Source organism: Actinoplanes sp. NPDC051494, assembly GCF_044454705.1.
Classification (GTDB): domain Bacteria; phylum Actinomycetota; class Actinomycetes; order Mycobacteriales; family Micromonosporaceae; genus Actinoplanes.
In genome coordinates, this window is the sequence record NZ_JBITDZ010000001.1 from 1062270 (window position 1) to 1079136 (window position 16867).

17 protein-coding genes are annotated in these 16867 nt (G+C 72.3%); 11 read left to right on the top strand and 6 right to left on the bottom strand.

Annotated features, from left to right (window positions below; translation table 11 throughout):
* Window positions 1–28: 28 nt before the first annotated feature.
* Window positions 29–1201: an AI-2E family transporter gene (locus tag ACIA6A_RS04890; protein WP_396096046.1), complete on the top strand. Its 1173-nt coding sequence runs from the start codon at window positions 29–31 to the stop codon at window positions 1199–1201.
* Window position 1202: 1 nt separating this feature from the next.
* Here ACIA6A_RS04890 and ACIA6A_RS04895 read toward each other — a convergent pair whose 3' ends face one another.
* Genes ACIA6A_RS04895 through ACIA6A_RS04905 form a run of 3 tightly spaced genes read right to left on the bottom strand, consistent with a single transcriptional unit; the run spans window position 1203 to window position 4865 of the window.
* Entirely contained in the window at window positions 1203–2705 is a 1503-nt protein-coding gene (locus tag ACIA6A_RS04895) for a DUF6297 family protein (RefSeq protein WP_396096047.1), read from the bottom strand.
* Complete coding sequence (locus ACIA6A_RS04900) at window positions 2702–3349, bottom strand: ATP-binding cassette domain-containing protein (RefSeq protein ID WP_396096048.1); 648 nt, start codon at window positions 3347–3349, stop codon at window positions 2702–2704. The genes ACIA6A_RS04895 and ACIA6A_RS04900 overlap by 4 nt, the downstream gene beginning before the upstream one ends.
* 22 nt (window positions 3350–3371) lie before the next feature.
* A complete protein-coding gene (locus ACIA6A_RS04905) occupies window positions 3372–4865 on the bottom strand; it encodes an aldehyde dehydrogenase family protein (protein WP_396096049.1) in 1494 nt (497 codons plus the stop codon).
* Window positions 4866–4921: 56 nt separating this feature from the next.
* Here ACIA6A_RS04905 and ACIA6A_RS04910 point away from each other — a divergent pair, with 56 nt between their 5' ends.
* From ACIA6A_RS04910 to ACIA6A_RS04920, 3 genes are read left to right on the top strand one after another with little or no spacing between them, the layout of a single operon-like run.
* Window positions 4922–5260, top strand: coding sequence for a hypothetical protein (locus tag ACIA6A_RS04910; RefSeq protein ID WP_396096050.1), 339 nt, complete (start codon window positions 4922–4924; stop codon window positions 5258–5260).
* Window positions 5253–6068, top strand: a complete 816-nt coding sequence (locus tag ACIA6A_RS04915; RefSeq protein WP_396096051.1) for an alpha/beta hydrolase — start codon at window positions 5253–5255, stop codon at window positions 6066–6068. The genes ACIA6A_RS04910 and ACIA6A_RS04915 overlap by 8 nt, the downstream gene beginning before the upstream one ends.
* A 2-nt stretch (window positions 6069–6070) precedes the next feature.
* Window positions 6071–6343, top strand: coding sequence for a hypothetical protein (locus tag ACIA6A_RS04920; RefSeq protein ID WP_396096052.1), 273 nt, complete (start codon window positions 6071–6073; stop codon window positions 6341–6343).
* 47 nt (window positions 6344–6390) lie between these two features.
* On the opposite strand, the gene nucS is transcribed toward ACIA6A_RS04920, so the two are convergent.
* Window positions 6391–7050 (bottom strand): endonuclease NucS, encoded by a 660-nt coding sequence (nucS, locus tag ACIA6A_RS04925; protein ID WP_396096053.1) that lies wholly within the window; start codon window positions 7048–7050, stop codon window positions 6391–6393.
* Window positions 7051–7108: 58 nt separating this feature from the next.
* Here nucS and ACIA6A_RS04930 point away from each other — a divergent pair, with 58 nt between their 5' ends.
* The 4 genes from ACIA6A_RS04930 to ACIA6A_RS04945 are packed head-to-tail and all read left to right on the top strand — an operon-like array spanning window position 7109 to window position 12401.
* Window positions 7109–7735 carry a DUF4126 domain-containing protein gene (locus ACIA6A_RS04930; protein ID WP_396096054.1) on the top strand — a complete coding sequence of 209 codons (627 nt, stop codon included), beginning with the start codon at window positions 7109–7111 and terminating at the stop codon, window positions 7733–7735.
* Window positions 7736–7744: 9 nt separating this feature from the next.
* Window positions 7745–9118, top strand: coding sequence for a hypothetical protein (locus ACIA6A_RS04935; RefSeq protein ID WP_396096055.1), 1374 nt, complete (start codon window positions 7745–7747; stop codon window positions 9116–9118).
* Window positions 9119–9166: 48 nt separating this feature from the next.
* Complete coding sequence (locus tag ACIA6A_RS04940) at window positions 9167–11683, top strand: FtsK/SpoIIIE domain-containing protein (protein ID WP_396096056.1); 2517 nt, start codon at window positions 9167–9169, stop codon at window positions 11681–11683.
* The gene (locus tag ACIA6A_RS04945) at window positions 11670–12401 is read left to right on the top strand and encodes a hypothetical protein (protein ID WP_396096057.1); all 732 of its coding nucleotides are present in this window, start codon (window positions 11670–11672) and stop codon (window positions 12399–12401) included. Before ACIA6A_RS04940 ends, ACIA6A_RS04945 begins: the two co-directional genes overlap by 14 nt.
* A gap of 10 nt (window positions 12402–12411) precedes the next feature.
* On the opposite strand, the gene ACIA6A_RS04950 is transcribed toward ACIA6A_RS04945, so the two are convergent.
* The gene (locus tag ACIA6A_RS04950) at window positions 12412–13260 is read right to left on the bottom strand and encodes a 3-hydroxyacyl-CoA dehydrogenase family protein (RefSeq protein ID WP_396096058.1); all 849 of its coding nucleotides are present in this window, start codon (window positions 13258–13260) and stop codon (window positions 12412–12414) included.
* A gap of 128 nt (window positions 13261–13388) precedes the next feature.
* Between ACIA6A_RS04950 and ACIA6A_RS04955 the strand changes: the two genes are divergently transcribed.
* Window positions 13389–13739 carry a hypothetical protein gene (locus ACIA6A_RS04955; RefSeq protein ID WP_396096059.1) on the top strand — a complete coding sequence of 117 codons (351 nt, stop codon included), beginning with the start codon at window positions 13389–13391 and terminating at the stop codon, window positions 13737–13739.
* Here the strand turns inward: ACIA6A_RS04955 and murA are convergent.
* Window positions 13736–15067, bottom strand: coding sequence for a UDP-N-acetylglucosamine 1-carboxyvinyltransferase (murA, locus tag ACIA6A_RS04960; protein WP_396096060.1), 1332 nt, complete (start codon window positions 15065–15067; stop codon window positions 13736–13738). The two genes, ACIA6A_RS04955 and murA, sit on opposite strands and share 4 nt — an antisense overlap.
* Here murA and ACIA6A_RS04965 point away from each other — a divergent pair.
* Both ACIA6A_RS04965 and ACIA6A_RS04970 read left to right on the top strand, forming a co-directional pair.
* On the top strand, window positions 15066–15641 hold the full coding sequence (locus ACIA6A_RS04965) for a cob(I)yrinic acid a,c-diamide adenosyltransferase (protein ID WP_396096061.1): 576 nt from the start codon (window positions 15066–15068) through the stop codon (window positions 15639–15641). The genes murA and ACIA6A_RS04965 overlap by 2 nt on opposite strands.
* Window positions 15641–16060, top strand: a complete 420-nt coding sequence (locus ACIA6A_RS04970) for a VOC family protein (protein ID WP_396096062.1) — start codon at window positions 15641–15643, stop codon at window positions 16058–16060. Before ACIA6A_RS04965 ends, ACIA6A_RS04970 begins: the two co-directional genes overlap by 1 nt.
* Window positions 16061–16867 lie beyond the last annotated feature (807 nt).

Genomic DNA, 16867 nt, shown 5'->3' on the forward strand with positions numbered 1-16867 from the left:
CGTCGCCGACGGTGACCGTCCTGATCCTGTGTGGAGATGCACCGTGACGGCCGAAGAGCCCCGACCCCAGGTCCCACCCGACGACGCGGACACCCCGGTGGAGACCGAGGAGGACGCGGCCAGAGGGCTGCCGGAGCCGGCCAGGGTGAGCGGGCAGTTCGGGCAGCCGGGGCCGGCCCTGAACCGGCGGAACCCCTTTCTGGTCGGGCTCACCGGCGGCCTCGGCGTCATTGTCGCGTACGGGATTTTTCTCGGGGTCCGGAATGCCGCCTCTATTCTGGTCCTGATCTTCATCGCATTGTTCCTGGCGATCGGGCTCAATCCGGCGATCACCCGGATGCAGCGGTGGGGCTTTCCGCGCTGGCTGGCTGTCACCGTCATGGCGCTGACCGTCGTCACCTTGCTCTGCGGTGGGGTTGTCGCGCTGATTCCGCCGCTGGTCACGCAGACCGGACAGCTGATCGAGAACGTGCCCGGGTTCATCCAGAGTCTGCAGCGCAATGAAGCGGTCAGTGACCTGGTCGAGCGTTACGACATTTTGAACAAGGTGCAGAGTGCCATCAACGCCGGGACCGTCACCAATGCTCTGGGCGGTGTAGTCGGCGGGGCGAAACTGCTGTTCGGCACGATTTTCAACGTGCTCACCGTCATTGTGCTGACGATCTATTTCATGGCGTCGTTCGAGCGGATCAAGAAGGCCGGGTACGCGTTGGTGCCCGCGTCGCGGCGGAACCGGGTGCGGCTGCTCACCGACGAGATCCTGACGAAGGTCGGCGCCTACATGGTGGGGGCGCTGGCGATCGCCGTGCTCGCCGGGCTCTGCACGTGGGTGTTCGCGGTGGTCGTCGGATTGGCGTACCCGTTCGCGCTGGCCGTTGTCGTTGCTGTCTGTGACCTTATTCCGCAGATCGGGGCGACCCTGGGCGCGGTGATCGTGAGCCTGATCGGGCTGGCCGATTCGCTGACCACAGGGATCATCTGCGTGGTGTTCTTCATCGTCTACCAGCAGATCGAGAACTATCTGATCTATCCGAACGTCATGCGGCGGTCGGTGAAGGTCAGTGATGTGGCCGCGGTGACCGCCGCGCTGCTCGGGGTGGGGCTGTTCGGGGTCATGGGCGCGCTGGTCGCGATCCCGATGGTGGCGGCCGTGCAGCTGATCGTCCGTGAGGTCGTGAACCCGAGCATGGAGCGCAAGTAGCTCAGTGGGCGGACAGCTCGACGCGGTCGTGGGCGGTCGTGCCGGCCAGGTAGGCGCGGATCGCCAGGCCGGCCACGATGGCCTGGATCAGGATGCCGGTCCAGGTCAGCGGCTCACCGGTGGCGATCATGACGACCGTGGGGATGCCGACGATCAGGACGTCCACGCCGGCGAACGCGGCGATCAGCGGGCCGGTCGCGATCGAGCCCATCGGGGTGTCGATCGGCAGCATGCCGTTGTCCACGAAGCCGGTGCGGGCCTTGCGGACCGCGGCGACCCCGCCGACCGGGCCGAGCACCAGGCCGAGGGCCCACCAGGGGCCGGCCGGCAGGTCGCCGAGGATCCGCAGCAGGCTCAGCGCGATGACGTACCAGATCGCGGCGATCGCGGCCGGGACGTAACCGCGTTGCAGCACCGCGTCGCGGGAGCTGAGCCCGAGCATCCGCAGCATCCACGGGTTGCCGGTGTCGGTGCGGATGTTCGCGGTGGTCACGCCGCCGGCGACGAGGCCGCCGATCAGGATCGCGATGGCGAGCAGCCAGCCCGGCGCGGTGGAGAACAGGCCGGGCAGGCCCGCGCCGCCGAGCAGCCACAACAGCCGGCGGGGGCGACGGCGGAGCAGGACAAGATCGTGAGCGACGAGTACGGGAACCCGCCGCCACAGCCGCGTCGACCGGAGCTTCCGGCGGGCCCAGTACCGGCGTTCGATCATGTCCGTGACGAACGACGGTTCCACGCCGAACGCCGAGTCCGCGAGCGTCCCGGCGGTCACCGCCGCTTCGAGGATGCGGTCGTTGGGTGTGCGCCCCAGGGCTCGTACCGCGAAGATCGCAGCGGTGGCCGCGATCAGCGCGAGCGTCACCACCGCCGGGACCACGAACCGGGCCTGGGGCCACCCCTCAGGCGCGGCGGGCGCGGTGCTGGCCGAGTCGGCGACCAGCCCGGCCAGTCCGGCCGCGAGCAGCAGGTACGCGGCGTGGTCCGACCAGTCCGTCCACCACCGGCCGGCCTGGGCGGCGAGCGCGGCGAGCAGCAGGACGATCGCGGCGAGCGCGCCGAGCAGGGGCAGCAGGGCGACCTGGTCCGGCAGCGGGCGGTGCACGACGTGGCCCATGATCGCGAGGGCGCCCAGCGCTCCCGCGACGGTGGCCAGGGCGACCGCCGCGCCGAGCGAGGGCAGCAGCAGGGCCCGGCGGCTGACCGGCGCGGTGAGCAGCCAGGACGAGGCCGGGCGACTGAGCGCGAGCGGGCCGAGGCGGCGCAGCATGAGGTACAGGCCACCGACGAGGCCGGTGATGATCGAGACTCCGGCCAGCAGCGACGCGTTCGGGGTTTCCGGCCAGAAGACGACGGCGAGCTGGCGGTGCAGCATGCCGACGACGATCGCCACGAACAGCAGCGCGAAGTAGAAGTTGCCGAGCGTCTCGCCGCGGTCGAGGTGGGCGGCCTGCCGGCGCCGTACCCAGCGGCGGACCTCCCCCACGCTGACCGGGGTGGTGGTCATACCGCGACCCCGTCGCCGAGGTCGGTCATGCTGGTCGTGGTGGTGCCCGAGGCCGCGACGAAGTCGTCGTCGTGGCTGGCCATCAGCACGCTGCCGCCACCGGCCAGGTATTCGGCGATCATGGCGGCCACGGTGGCCCGGCCCGCGGCGTCGAGGCGCTGCTCCGGCTCGTCGAGGATCAGCAGCTTGCTCGGGCGCAGCAGCACCAGCGCGAGCGTGAGCCGCTGCTTCTGACCCGACGACAGCGACGGCGGGATCGCGTCGGCGTGCGCGGCGAGGCCGAAGCGTTCCAGGGCCTCGTCCACGCCGGCGTCGTCCGGGTCGGCGGCATGCGCGCGGCAGACCAGTTCGGCGTGCTCGCGGGCGGTCAGGCCCGGGTACCACGTCGGGGGCTCCACGGTGGTCGCCACGGCCCGCCAGAACTCCGGGGTGGATCCGGGCGGACCGCCGAAGACCTCGATCTCGCCCGCGTCGGGGCGCTGCAGACTGGAGACGCACCGCAGCAGGGTGGACTTGCCGATGCCGTTCTCGCCGGTGATGCAGACACCCACGCCCACCGGCACGGTCAGGTTCACGCCGACCAGGACCGGGGTCGAGCCGTAGCTCACCGCGAGGTCGCGTACCTCGATGGCTGATCGTTGCACGGGACGACGCTAACAGGCCCGCTCAGGGGCGGCGGCCGTACAGCAGCTTGACCGCCTTGACGATGCGCCGGACCTGGGCCGGGGTGCGCTCGAAGGTCATCGAGGGCAGCAGCGAGGGGGCACGGCGCACGGTGATCGCCTTGGCCCGGCCGAACTCGCGCAGGCCGTCGTCGCCGTGGATGCGGCCGAACCCGGATTCCCCGACGCCGCCGAACGGCAGGCCGGCCATGCCCACGAAGGACAGCGTCGCGTTGACCGAGACCATCCCGGCCCGCATCCGCCGGGCGATCCGGATGCCGTTCTGCTTGCCGAAAACGGCGCCGCCCAGGCCGTACGGAAGCGCGTTGGCCCTGGTCAGTGCCTCGTCGGCGTCGGCGACCCGGGCGATGGTGAGGGTGGGCCCGAACGTCTCCTCACGGACGGCGACGGAGTCCTCCGGGACGTCGACCAGGACGGTCGGCGCGACGCTGGGGGCCTGCACCGCGCCGGCCCCGCCCAGCACGGCCCGGCCACCGTCGGCGAGGGCGGCGTCGATGTGCCGCCGGACCACGTCGATCTGGCCGGGCATGGTCATCGGGCCGATCTCGTCGCCCATCGTCAGCTTGCCGGCCCTGGCGACCACGGCGGCCACGAACGCGTCGTACACCGGGGCCACCGCGTAGGCCCGCTCGATGCCGATGCAGGTCTGCCCGGCGTTGGTCATCGCACCCCAGACCGCGGCCTCGGCCGCCGCCTCGACGTCCGCGTCCGCGTCGACGATCAGCGCGTCCTTGCCACCGGCCTCGATGATCACGGGTACGAGGTTCTCGGCGCACGCCGCCATGACCTTCTTCGCCGTGGCGGTCGACCCGGTGAACGCGATCTTGCCGACGCCGGAGCGGCACAGCGCGGCACCGACGTCGCCGAGCCCGTGCACCGTCTGCAGCACCGGGTGCTCCGGCACGACCTCGGCGAACGTGTCCGCCAGCCACTGGCCGACCATCGGGGTGTACTCACTGGGCTTGAGCACGACGGCGTTCCCGGCGGCCAGCGCGCCCGACGCGGGGCCGAGCGGCGTGAGGATCGGGTAGTTCCAGGGGCCGATGATGCCGACCACGCCGTACGGCTGGTACTCGAGGTGACCGACGTGCTCGGCGACCAGCACCCGGGTCCCGACGCGGCGCGGCCCGAGGACCCGCCGGGCGTTGCGGGCGGCCCAGTCGATGTGCTCGATCGCGGCGACGGTCTCCATGATCGCGTCGGTGCGGGGCTTGCCGGTCTCGGCGTGGGTGAGCTCGGCCAGCTCCTCGATCCGCGCGGTGAGCAGGGCCCGCCACCGTAGCAGCCGCACCTTGCGAGCGTCGAAACCGAGCCCGGCCCACCACAGCCCGGCCGCGGCGGCCCGTTCCACGGTCGCGGCCACGGCTTTCTCGTCGCAGACGGGTACGCGGCCGGCCTCGGCCCCGGTCGCCGGACTGGTGGAGATCAGCAGGCCGTCCTCGATGGCGGGCAGGCCGGGCGTGCGGGTAGCCGTCATAACGTGAGTCTAAGTCGCATTCGGCATGACGCGCCTCACACGTACGCTTGATTGTTGTGAGCCCCCGTCGCAACCGCCCCCGGTCGTCCCAGCGGCCCGAGGACACCCCCGACCTCACCGACGACCGCGTCCGCCGTGGCATCGGCGGTGTCCAGCAGTACCAGGACGGCGAGTGGATGGTGCGCTCGATCTTCGGCGGGGCGGCCGTCAAGACGTACAAATGCCCGGGTTGCATGCAGGAGATCCGCCCCGGCGTGGCACACATCGTGGCCTGGCCGGCCGACGAGCGCGGCGACGAGACCGACCGCCGGCACTGGCACACCGGCTGCTGGCGGGCCCGGGACCGGCGCGGCCCGACCGTGGAGCGGTCGCGGAACGCCCCCCGCTATGGGTAAGGATGGGCACGTGGCACACATCCGCGCGAACTCGATCCTCCCGGCCCGCCGGACGGACATCACCCTGCACACCGCCGACGGCCTCGCCCTCGTCGGTGAGCTGGCCGTCCCCCTGGAGCGCCCGCCGGTGGCGACCCTGGTCTGCCTGCACCCACTGCCCACCCACGGCGGCATGATGGACAGCCACGTCTTCCGCAAGGCGGCGTGGCGCCTCCCGGCCCTGGCCGACATCGCCGTCCTGCGGTTCAACACCCGCGGCACGTCCAGCGTGCGGGGCACCAGCGAGGGCGCGTTCGACTCCGGCACCGGTGAGCGGTACGACGTGGCCGCCGCCATCGAGTACGCCGAGTTCGCCGACCTGCCGAACATCTGGCTGGTGGGCTGGTCCTTCGGCACCGACCTGACGCTGATGCACGGCCTGGACCCGGCCGTGACGGGCGCGATCCTGCTCTCACCGCCGCTGCGCTTCTCCGGCCCCGACCACCTGGCCGCCTGGGCCGCCGACGGCAAGCCGCTGACCGCCCTGGTCCCCGAGTTCGACGACTACCTGCGCCCGGACGAAGCGACGACGCGCTTCAAGGCGATCCCGCAGGCGGAGGTCGAGGGCGTCCCCGGCGCCAAGCACCTCTGGGTCGGCGACGCGGAGACCGTCCTGGACAAGATCGTGCGGCGGGTCGCGCCGGACGTGCCGGTGCCGCTCCCCCAGACGTGGGACGGACCGATCGAGGCCGGCGACATGAACGCGTACGCGAACCGCACGGTCGCCGCCTTCTCCGAGGTCCCCGTCCCCCAGCCCCTGCAGGAGTGAGCGTGCTCAGCGGCTTCGCCCAGGCCCTCCCGATCTGGCTGGCGGTCCTGACCGGCCTGGCGATCTACAACCACGACCGCCCGGCCGGCCCGGACCCGATGCTGGTCCACGTGACGGCCCTGGTCGTAGGCCTGGCCGCCACGGTCGCCCTGGCCGCCTGGCACCGGCGGCGGGGCCGCACCGAGCCGGCCCGGGGAGCGTTCGCCGGGGCCCTCGCCTGGCCGATGCTCCTCGTCGCGGTCGTCGGCGTCGCCGGGGTGGCCCTGGCGGACTGACCGCGTCTCGTACGTGGCGACCGCGGACGGCGCGACGGCCGCTGAGCTCAGAAGAGGGTCAGCTCGTCCTTGGTCATGCCGCGCAGCTTGTTGTAGTCGACCACGACGCAGCGGATGCCGCGGTCGCCGGCCAGGACGCGGGCCTGGGGCTTGATCTCCTGGGCGGCGAAGACGCCGGTGACCGGGGACAGCAGCGGGTCGCGGTTCATCAGCTCGAGGTACCGGGTGAGCTGCTCGACGCCGTCGATGCCGCCCTGGCGCTTGATCTCGACCGCCACGGCCGCTCCGGACGCGTCGCGGCAGAGGAGGTCCACCGGGCCGATGGCGGTCATGAATTCGCGGCGGACCAGCGTCCAGCCCTCGCCGAACGTCTCGGGGTGGGCGGCCAGCAGCTCCTGGAGGTGGGCCTCGACGCCGTCCTTGACCAGACCGGGGTCGACACCGAGCTCGTAGGACGTGTCCTGGAAGATCTCCTCCAGGGTGATCCGGAGCTCCTCGCCCGCCTTGTTGACGACCTTCCACACCCCGGGGGCCTCCTGCAGTTTGCAGGGCGGGCTCATCCAGTTGAGCGGCTTGTAGGCACGATCGTCGGCATGGATGGAGACCGACCCGTCGGCTTTCACCATGAGGAGTCTCGTCGCCGGCGGGAGATGGGCGGAGAGACGGCCGACATAGTCGACGGAGCATTTCGCGATGACCAGGCGCACCGCACGAGACTAGCCTCGCCCGGAATCGGGACGTGCGCGGCAGTGCCATGCTGGAGTCGTGCTCGAAGTTCTCACTGGTAGCGGCCTGGCGGCATCCGCCGGGCTGAATGCCTACATCCCCCTGCTCATCATGGGTCTGCTGGCCCGGTTCACCGACGCGATCAATCTCCCGAGCGGTTTCCAGTGGGTCTCGAACGGCTGGGTGATCGCCATCCTGGTGGCGTTGCTCGCGGTCGAGGTGGTGGCCGACAAGGTCCCGGTGGTCGACCACGTCAACGACATCGTGCAGACCGTGGTCCGGCCGACCGCCGGTGGGCTGGTCTTCGGGGCCGGTTCGTCGTCGCAGACCGCGACCGTCACGGATCCCGGGGCGTTCTTCGGGTCACACCAGTGGGTGCCGGTGGCCGCGGGTGTGGTCATCGCGCTGTGTGTCCACACGTTCAAGGCGGCGGCCCGGCCGGTGGTGAACGCCACGACCGCCGGGGTGGGTGCCCCGGTGGCGAGCACGGCCGAGGACATCACGAGCGTCGTCCTGTCACTGCTGGCCATCATCCTGCCGGTGCTGGTCCTCGTCGCCCTGGTGCTGCTGGTCGCGGCCGGGTGGTGGGTGGTCCGGCGACGGGCGCAGCGCAAACGGGAACGCCGGGCGGCACGGGGTGCCGAGACGCAACACCTGTTTGGTTGACTTTGAGGAATGTCCGCCGTCGCTGTCTCCGCTTTCGCCCTGACCTGGTGGCTGGGTGCCTACCTGGTCGGGCGGGATCCCGCGCGGGCGCTGCTGCGGCGCACGGCGGGGGCGCTCATCGCGTACGCGATCGGGGTTGCCGCCTGGAGTGTCGCACCCGGCTCCACCACCGCCGAGGTCCTGCTCTGTGTCCCGGCCCTGTGCTGGGCCGGGGTGGCGACGGCGCTGCTGCCGCGCGGGGTGCCGGAGCGCGCGACGGTCGACCGCTGGTGGTGGGCCGGCGCGCTGGTCTTCCTGGTCCCGACCGTGCTGCTGCCGGGGGTCGGCAAGCTGGTCGCGCTGGCGCCGTTGGCCGGGGCGCTGGTCCTGCTGGTGCGCTATCGCGACCGGGTGCCGCCGAGGCAGCTGAGTGTCGCGGTGGGCGCGGCGGCGGCGCTGTACGCGGTGGGTCTGATCGTCGTGCTCGCGCCGATCGACCTGGGTGCGCCGGTGCTGGTGCTGGCCACGGTCGGGATTGATCTGCTGCTGCTCGGTTACCTGGTGGCGGTGGCGGACGCCGTCGAGGTGGGTGAGCGGCTCCTGCCGGATCTGCGGCGGTCGCTGGCCGGTGCGCTGGTCGCGGCGCTGCTCTGCGGCGGGCCGGCGGCGGTGACGATGATGGCCGCGCCGGGGCGGACCGTGGTGACCGTGCTGCAGTTCGTCGTGGTGGCGGTGGTGATGAGCGCGGCCGGGGCGGCGGGTCCGGTGCGGGCCGGGCTGGACCGGCTGGCGTTCCTGCGCGACGAGCGGCTGCGCCGGGAGCGTTCGGCGCTGCTGCTGGCGGCCGAGGCGTTGCCGCGGCGGCGGGAGCGGCACCGGATGATCGCGATGGACGAGCCGGAGTTCCGGCGGCTGACCCGGCGGGCGCTGGACGATTTCGCCGATGTGGGCCGGCTGCTGCGCAACCCGCTGGTGGACCTGCCGGTCGTGGACCGGCGGTTGCACGCCCGGGGTCCCGGGGTGATCGGGCAGCCGCTGGTACGGGTGGCCGAGCTGCGGGCGGTGCTGAGCGAGCAGGTGGACGCGCTGAAGCCGGCCGGGGCGACCGGGGCGGCCGGCACGACCGAGGAGTGGCGGTTCTACAACGCGTTGCATTACTGCTGCGTGCTGGGGCTGCGGCCGTACGACCGGGTGCCGCGGGTCGAGGGGCTGGACCGTGACGCCCGCCGGGTCCTGGACTGGTTGCGGCGCTACGTCCGCCGGGACGCGCTGGAGCTGTGGCAGGACGAGGGTGCCGGCCGGATCGCGGACCGGTTGTGGCGGGAACTTCTGCGTACGGATCCGCGCTGGTGGTCCCGATCCGACGCGCTGACCGGAGCGACACGGAGTACAAACGGTCATTAACCACTCGAAAATGGTTAAAATCCCCCGACGCCTAGCCAGGGGGGTTGAGTGGGGAGCCACCGCAACGCACTGGTCGCCGTGGTCCGGCAGGAGCTGGCCGAGGCCCGTGGGACAGCCCGTGCCGTCCTGGCCGCCGCCGAGTCGGCCCGCACCGAGGCCCAGCGGCGCAAGAAGCTGATCCGGGAGGCGTATTCGACCTGCCTGGCCCAGCTCTCCGAGGCCCGGGACGCGGCCCGCCAGGACATCCTGCACCGCACCCACACCGAGGCCGCCACGCTGACCCGCAACGTCGAATCACTGGCCGCGCTGTCCGCGCCCGGGGCGGCCGGCACCCCGTGGCGGTTCTGGACACCGACCGAACCCGACCGGGTGGGCCGGCCCGGGCTGCTGCGGATCGGGACGGTCGCGTACGAGACCGGCACCGATCGCACCAAGCTGCCGGCGCTCGTCCCGTTCCTCGACCACGCGCACCTCAACGTCCTCGGCGACCAGCCCGACGTGGACAACGTCATCGCCGGGGTGCTGCTGCGGGCACTGGGCACCACCCGCCCGGGTGACGTGCGGGTCAGCGTGCACGATCCCGAACAACTCGGCGGCACGCTGCCCGGCTTCGCGCCGCTCGGCCCCGCCGGCCTGCTGAACGTCATCAGCCCCGCCGGGCTCGGTGCCGCCCTCGACGAGCTGGTCGAGCACATCTGCCGGGTCAACGAGACCGTGCTGGCCGGCGGCCATCAGTCACTGGCCGAACTCACCGGCGCCACCACCGGCCCACGACCCGAGCCGTGGTGGGTCGTGGTGCTGCTGTTCGACCCGAACCGGGCCGGGGACCTCACCGACGGGCAACGGGCCCAACTCGAGCGGATCGTCCGGACGGGGGTCGCTTGCGGCGTACACCTCATGGTCCGGGGGTTGGAACTGGTCCCGCACCCCACGGTGGAGCGCGTCGCGGCGCGGGACGGCCGCGCGGCCTGCGACACCACCGGTGACCTGGAGGTCGCCCTGGACACGCCGCCACCGGCCGACCGGATCGCGGGATTCTGCCGGGCCACCGTCGAACGGTTGCGCGAAGGCCCGCCACCGGCCCGCTTCACCGACCTCGAACCCGACCGGATCTGGACCGGGACCGCCACGTACGGCCTGGTCGCCCCGATCGGCGACAGCACCGGCGGCACGCTGGTCCCGGTCACCCTCGGCGACGAGCTCCCGCACGCGCTGATCGGCGGCCCGGCCGGATCGGGCAAGACCAACCTGGTGTACGCGTGGATCGGCGCGCTCGCGGCCCGCTACAGCCCCGCCGAGCTGGCGTTGTACCTGCTCGACTTCAAGCAGGGCGCGGCGTTCGCCCGGTTCGCACCCGGCCCCCGCGACCCGAGCTGGCTGCCGCAGGTCCGGCTGGCCGGCGTCAACGTCGACGGGGACCGCGAGTTCGGTCTGGCCGTGCTGCGGCACCTCGGCGAGGAGCTGCGCACCCGGAGCCGGGCGGCGAGACGTCACGAGGCCCGGCCCCGGATCGTCGCCGTCATCGACGGGTTCCCGCCCCGGCTCACCGACGAGGCCACGGCCCTGCTGGAGGACCTCGCCCGGCGCGGACCGGCGCAGGGCATCCACCTGGTGCTCGCCGCCCGGGACCTCGCCGGCACCGCGGCGCTCGCCGCCCACTTCCCGCTGCGGATCGCGCTGCCCAAGGCCCAGGGCGTGCTGGCCGGCGACAACCTGGCCGCCGCGGTCATCCCCCGCCACCACGCGGTCGTCAACACCGACTCCGGTGCCGCCGGGGCCAACCGGGTCGTGCGGCTCCCGGACGCGAGCGACCGGACCGGGTGGCGCGCGCTGCAACGCAAGCTGTGGCAGCAGCGCCCGGACACCTGCGAACCACCACGGCTCTTCGACGGCGACGCGGTCCCCCGGCTGCCCGCGATGTACCGGCCGGCCGGACGGGTGGCGGCCGGGCACGCCGACGTCGGATCGTCCCCGGGGGCGGTGCTCGGTGAGCGGATCGACGTGACCGCGGGACCCGCCCGGCTGCGGCTGGGCCGGATGCCGGGGCGCAACCTGGCGGTGCTCGGTACCCGTACCGGGGAAGCCTGTGACGTGCTCGCGGCCGCGGCCCTGTCGCTGGCCGCGCAGGGCCCGGCGAGCTTCAGCATCGCCTGCCTGGACCCGGACGCGGAGCCGGCCGCGGCCCGGCTGATGGCCGAACTCCCGCACCACTTCGAGGAAGACGGCATTCCGCACTACGTGATCGGGTACGGACTGGACGCCGCCGGCCCGGCCTATCGCGAGCGGCTGCGCGCTCTGCTCACCGACGGCCCCGAGCAGCGCCGGCACGTGCTCGGCTGGTGGCGGTCGGTGCCCCGGCTGCTCGACGACATCGGCACCCGGCGCGACACCATCGGCGCCTGGGTGGCCCTGGACGTGCGCGGGCCCGAGCTGAGCCCGCTCTCCCCACGGCCCGGCGGCCCGCTCTGGCATCCCCGCCGGCGCCGGGCGCTGTTCTTCGACCGTTCCGAGCACCGGACCCCGGAAGTGATCATCCCGTACGAGGTGAACAGTGACCACACGTGACCGCGACTACCAGCTGATGATGACCGCGCTGGCCGAGGTGGCCCGAAGGCGCAGCGCCGAGCTGGAGGACGCCGACCAGGCCTATCAGACCAGCGCCGCGCAGGCGGCCGGGGAACTGTCGCTGGCCGAGGGGGACGCCGCCGCCGCGGACCGCTGGGCCGGGGCCGCGGCCGCGCAGGTGCTCGACGTCGACCGGGAGGCGGCCCGGCTCTGGGACCAACTGCGCCGGGCCCAGGGGGTACGCGTGCGCGCGCTGGGTGAGCTGCCCGAGCCGGCCCCCGTCGAGGCGCTGCCCCGGGTCGCGCTGCCCCAGGGCAGTGGCGGCCTGGCCCCGGTGCAGCGGCAGTCGGCGCGGATCCTGCTCGCCCGGGCGGCGGAACGCGTCGACGGCACCACCCGGCCGGCCGAACGCCGCCCGCTGCCCCGCTGGGTCCTGCCGTTGCTGCCGATCGTCGGCGCCCTGGTCGCGGGCCTGACCGGACTGGTCGCCGCCGGCCTGGTGACCTTCGGCGACACGGCCGTCGCCGGGGGCCCGGTGCTGCGCGGGCTGGGCTGGCTGGCGTTCGTGGTCGCGCCGTCCGCGGGTGTCCCGCCGGCGGCGCTGTTCGCGCACGGCCGGTTGAACGCCCGCCTGGACATCGGCGGCATCGGGCTGACCCTGATGGGCGGGATGGTCGCCGCCACCGTGCTGTCGGTGACGTTCGCCGCGTCCCGTTAGCACCCGGCCGTCAGTAGCTGTAGAACCCCTTGCCGGTCTTGCGGCCCAGGTCACCGGCGGTGACCATGCGCTGCAGCAGCTCCGGCGGGAAGAACTTCGCGTCGCCGGTGTCCCGGTGGATGTTGCCGGCCGCGTTGAGCATCACGTCGAGGCCGGTGAGGTCGACGGTGGCGAGCGGGCCCATCGTGTGCCCGAAGCCGAGCTTCATCACGGTATCCAGGTCGGCGGCGCTGACCACGCCGGACTCGACCAGCTGGATCGCCTCGACCAGCAGCGCCGAGAAGAGCCGGTTGGAGACGAACCCGGCCACGTCGCGCTTCACCTCGACACAGGTCTTGCCGGTCCCCTCGGCGAAGTCGCGGGCGGTGGCGAGTGTCTCGTCCGAGGTCTGGTAGCCCCGGACCAGCTCCACCAGCTTCATCATCGGCACCGGCGAGAAGAAGTGGATGCCGACGACCGACTCCGGCCGCTCGGTGACCGCGGCGATCTGGGTGATCGGGATCGCCGACGTGTTGGTGCCCAGCACCGCACCGGGCTTGCAGATCTTGTCGAGCGCGCGGAACACCTCGTACTTGGCCTCGAGCTTCTCGAAGATCGCCTCGACCACCACGTCGGCGTCGGCGGCCGCCTCCAGCTCGGTGGTGGTGGTGATCCGGGCGACCGCGGCATCCGCGTCCTCGGCCGAGATCTTCCCCTTGGCGGCGAACCTGCCGAGCGAGTCCCGGATCGCACCGAGCCCTCGGGCCAGCGAGGCCTCATCGAGGTCACGCATGGTGACCTGCCACCCGGCCTGCGCCGCCACCTGTGCGATGCCGGAGCCCATGAGACCAGAGCCGATGACCGCGAGCCGACCCGCCATAAGTGCACATCCTCACTACCGATTGGTGTCGTCCGTCTCACCATATCGGTCCGGGCTGAACGTTGGCTCAGGTGCTCTTATGGGTCAATTCATCGGAAATGGCGTGAGGGCGGTGCCAGACTGTGCCCATGCCACCAAGCGACGGCTGGTACCTCGTCGGACCGTTCATCGCCGTCGCCCTGGTCGGGTTCCTCGGGGCCATCTTCTGGCGCATCGGCCTGCAGTGGAACCAGGCCCGCGACGACCCGCTGCGCGACCTGTACGACGGGCTGGCCATCTTCCACGACTACGGCGACGACTACGGCCTGCTCTGCCCGGCGGCCGCCACCGACGACCCGGACCTCGCCGACCAGATCCGCGAACTCCTCGCCACCGCCGGTATCCGATCGACCTCCGCGGCCCGCCCCGACGGCCGTTTCCTCGTCCTCGTCTTTCCCGAGGAGGCCGAGGAAGCCCGCCGACTGGTGGGGTCGAGCTAGAAGTCGTACGTGGGTTCGGGGACGTCCGCGCGCTCGACGTCGACGCCCAGGTTGGCCAGGTCGGAGACGAAGTCCGGGTAGCCGCGGTCGATGTGGTGGACCTCGCCGACCTCGGTGATGCCGTCGGCGCACAGGCCCGCGATCACCAGACCGGCACCGGCCCGGATGTCCGTTGCCCGGACCGGGGCCCCGGACAACCGCTCACGGCCGTTCGTCACAGCGTGATGCCCATCGGTACGGATGTCCGCGCCGAGCCGCACCATCTCGTTCACGAACATGAAGCGCCCGTCGAAGATGTTCTCGGTGATCATGGACGAGCCCTGGCTCACCGCCGCCAGCCCCAGCGCCATCGGCAGCAGGTCGGTGGCGAAACCCGGGTAGGGCAGGGTCACGATGTCGACAGCCTTCGGCCGGTCGTCCATGCGTACCCGGAACTGGTTGTCGCCCGGCTCGACCACCCCGCCGGCTGTCACCAGCTTGTCCAGCGCGATCTCCAGGTATTCCGGGCGGACCCCGTGGACGGTCACGTCGCCACGGGTCATGGCCGACGCGTAGGCCCAGGTGCCACCCACGATCCGGTCGCCCACCGTGGTGTGCCGCACCGGCTTGAGCGCCTCCACACCCTCGATGGTCAGCGTGGACGTGCCGGCGCCGTCGATCCGGGCGCCCATGTCGATGAGCATCTCGCAGATGTCGACGATCTCCGGCTCCCGCGCCGCGTTGTCGATCTCGGTGACACCCTTGGCCAGCACCGCGGCCATGAGGATGTTCTCGGTCGCGCCCACGCTGGGGAAGTCGAGCCAGATCTTGCTGCCCCGCAGCCCGGCCGGGGCCGACGCGATGACAAAACCGTGCTCGTTGGAGATCTCCGCGCCCAGCCGCGCCAGCCCGGAGACGTGCATGTCCAGCCCACGCGAGCCGATCATGTCGCCACCCGGCAGCGCCACCCGGGTGTAACCCCGGCGGGCCAGCAACGGACCCAGCACACAGATCGATGCCCGCAGCCGCCGGACCAGGTCGTAGTCGGCCTCACTGCCCGGCTCGGCGGGCACGTCGATGGTCACCTCCCCCTCGGAGAAGGTCACCTCGCAGCCCAGCCGGCGCAGGACCTCGCCCATGATGGCGATGTCGGTGATGCGCGGCACGTTCGCGATGACGCTGCGGCCCTCGGCGAGCAACGCGACCGCCATGAGCTTCAGTGCGGAGTTCTTGGCACCGCCGACAGTGACATCACCGGAAAGACGAGCGCCGCCCTTGACCCTGATCACATCCACGGGGGCAATCGTATGGGGCGCGTCCACCGTTCGCCTCCGTAGGGTGGGGGCCATGGCCGTGCATCTCACCCGCATTTACACCCGCACCGGCGACGCCGGGTCCACCCGACTGGGAAACAACGAGGTCGCTACCAAGACCGACCCCAGAATCGTCGCGTACGCCGACGTGGACGAATGCAACGCGGCGCTGGGCGTGGCGCTGGCTCTCGGCACGCTCGCCCCGGACATCCGCAGCGTGCTCACCGCCGTCCAGAACGACCTGTTCGACGTCGGTGCCGACCTGTGCAACCCGCTGACCGAGAATCCGGCGTACCCTCCGCTGCGGATCCAGGAGTCCTACGTGACCCGTCTCGAAGGCTGGTGCGACGAGTACAACGACCAGCTCCCGGCGCTCGACTCGTTCATCCTGCCGGGCGGCACCCCGGGCGCGTCGCTGCTGCACGTGGCCCGCACCATCGCCCGCCGCGCCGAACGCTCCACCTGGGCCCTCATCGAAGCCGACCCGGACCGCACGCCATCACTCCCGGCCAAATACCTCAACCGGCTCTCCGATCTACTGTTCATCCTCTCCCGTACGGCCAACGGCAGCACCGGCGACGTGAAATGGGTCCCCGGCGGCAAGGCCTGATGAACCTGCACCACGTCGGGCTCTGGGTGCCGGACCTCGCCGGCGCCCTGCGGCCCTGGGGCTGGCTGTTCACCGCGCTCGGCTGGACGCCGTTCCAGAGTTGGGAGAACGGCCGCTCCTGGCGGTCGACTTCCGGCACCTATGTGGTCCTGGAGCAGTCCCCGGCACTGTCCGGCGACGCCCACGACCGCCTGGCCCCGGGGCTCAACCACCTGGCGTTCAGCGTCCCCACCCACGCCGAGGTGGACCGGCTGACCGACCTCGGGCCGTCCCACGGCTGGTCCCTGATGTTCGCCGACCGGCACCCCCACGCGGGCGGCCCGGCCACGTACGCGGCCTACCTCGAGGACGCCTGGGGTTACGAGGTCGAGCTGGTCAGCAACGAGCGCGACAGTCACCCGCAAACGACGGACAGATGACGGGCAGCTGATCCCGCGGCCCGACGAGAGCACCCACAAACACCGCCGACGACCCACGGCCGCCGCACACACCACCGGTCAGCGGCCGCCCAGCACGACGTCCACTCACAAAGCAGGTAGCGCACACACCCCGGGCGGGCACCCATGCGGGCCTGGCGCGGCACTTGGATGACCCAAGCGCCCTGGGCGGCGCACGTATACGGGAGCTCAGCCCAGACAGCGATGAGGACGAGGCGCTTGCAGCGGGCGGGCCGAACAAGCAGGCCGGGAGCCGAAAGCAAAGATCGACGGCCAGAGCGGCCAGGGCCGAATCAAGCCACGAGCCGACCCGAGCGGGCCGAGCGGCCGAACGGGCCAGGCCAGGCAGGCCGGGCCGGGTTGGCCGGGCCGGGTTGGCCGGACCGGGTGGGCCAGGCCGGATGGCCAGACAGGGTGGGCCAGGCCGGATGGGCCAGACAGGGTGGGCCAGGCCGGATGGGCCAGACAGGGTGGGCCAGGCCGGATGGCCAGGCCGGATGGCCAGGCCGGATGGGCCAGGCCGGATGGGCCAGACAGGGTGGGCCAGACCGAGCCGGCCACATTGCCGAGTCGATCCATGCAGGCCACCAGACCAACCGGGCCACCAGGCCAAGTGAACCCGGGCCGGGCCGGGCCGGGCCGGGCCGGGCCGGGCCGGGCCGGGCCGGGCCGGGCCGGGCCGGGCCGAGCCGAGCCGAGCCGAGCCGAGCCGAGCCGAGCCGAGCCGAGCCGAGCCGAGCCGAGCCGAGCCGAGCCGAGCCGAGCCGAGCCGAGCCGAGCCGAGCCGAG

Coding starts and splice junctions, on each gene's coding strand:
- ACIA6A_RS04955 (WP_396096059.1), top strand. CDS start 13,389: ATGCCACCAAGCGACGGCTGGTACCTCGTCGGACCGTTCATCGCCGTC.
- ACIA6A_RS04950 (WP_396096058.1), bottom strand. CDS start 13,260: ATGGCGGGTCGGCTCGCGGTCATCGGCTCTGGTCTCATGGGCTCCGGC.
- ACIA6A_RS04895 (WP_396096047.1), bottom strand. CDS start 2,705: ATGACCACCACCCCGGTCAGCGTGGGGGAGGTCCGCCGCTGGGTACGG.
- ACIA6A_RS04935 (WP_396096055.1), top strand. CDS start 7,745: ATGTCCGCCGTCGCTGTCTCCGCTTTCGCCCTGACCTGGTGGCTGGGT.
- ACIA6A_RS04965 (WP_396096061.1), top strand. CDS start 15,066: ATGGCCGTGCATCTCACCCGCATTTACACCCGCACCGGCGACGCCGGG.
- ACIA6A_RS04905 (WP_396096049.1), bottom strand. CDS start 4,865: ATGACGGCTACCCGCACGCCCGGCCTGCCCGCCATCGAGGACGGCCTG.
- ACIA6A_RS04970 (WP_396096062.1), top strand. CDS start 15,641: ATGAACCTGCACCACGTCGGGCTCTGGGTGCCGGACCTCGCCGGCGCC.
- ACIA6A_RS04915 (WP_396096051.1), top strand. CDS start 5,253: ATGGGTAAGGATGGGCACGTGGCACACATCCGCGCGAACTCGATCCTC.
- murA (WP_396096060.1), bottom strand. CDS start 15,067: ATGGCCCCCACCCTACGGAGGCGAACGGTGGACGCGCCCCATACGATT.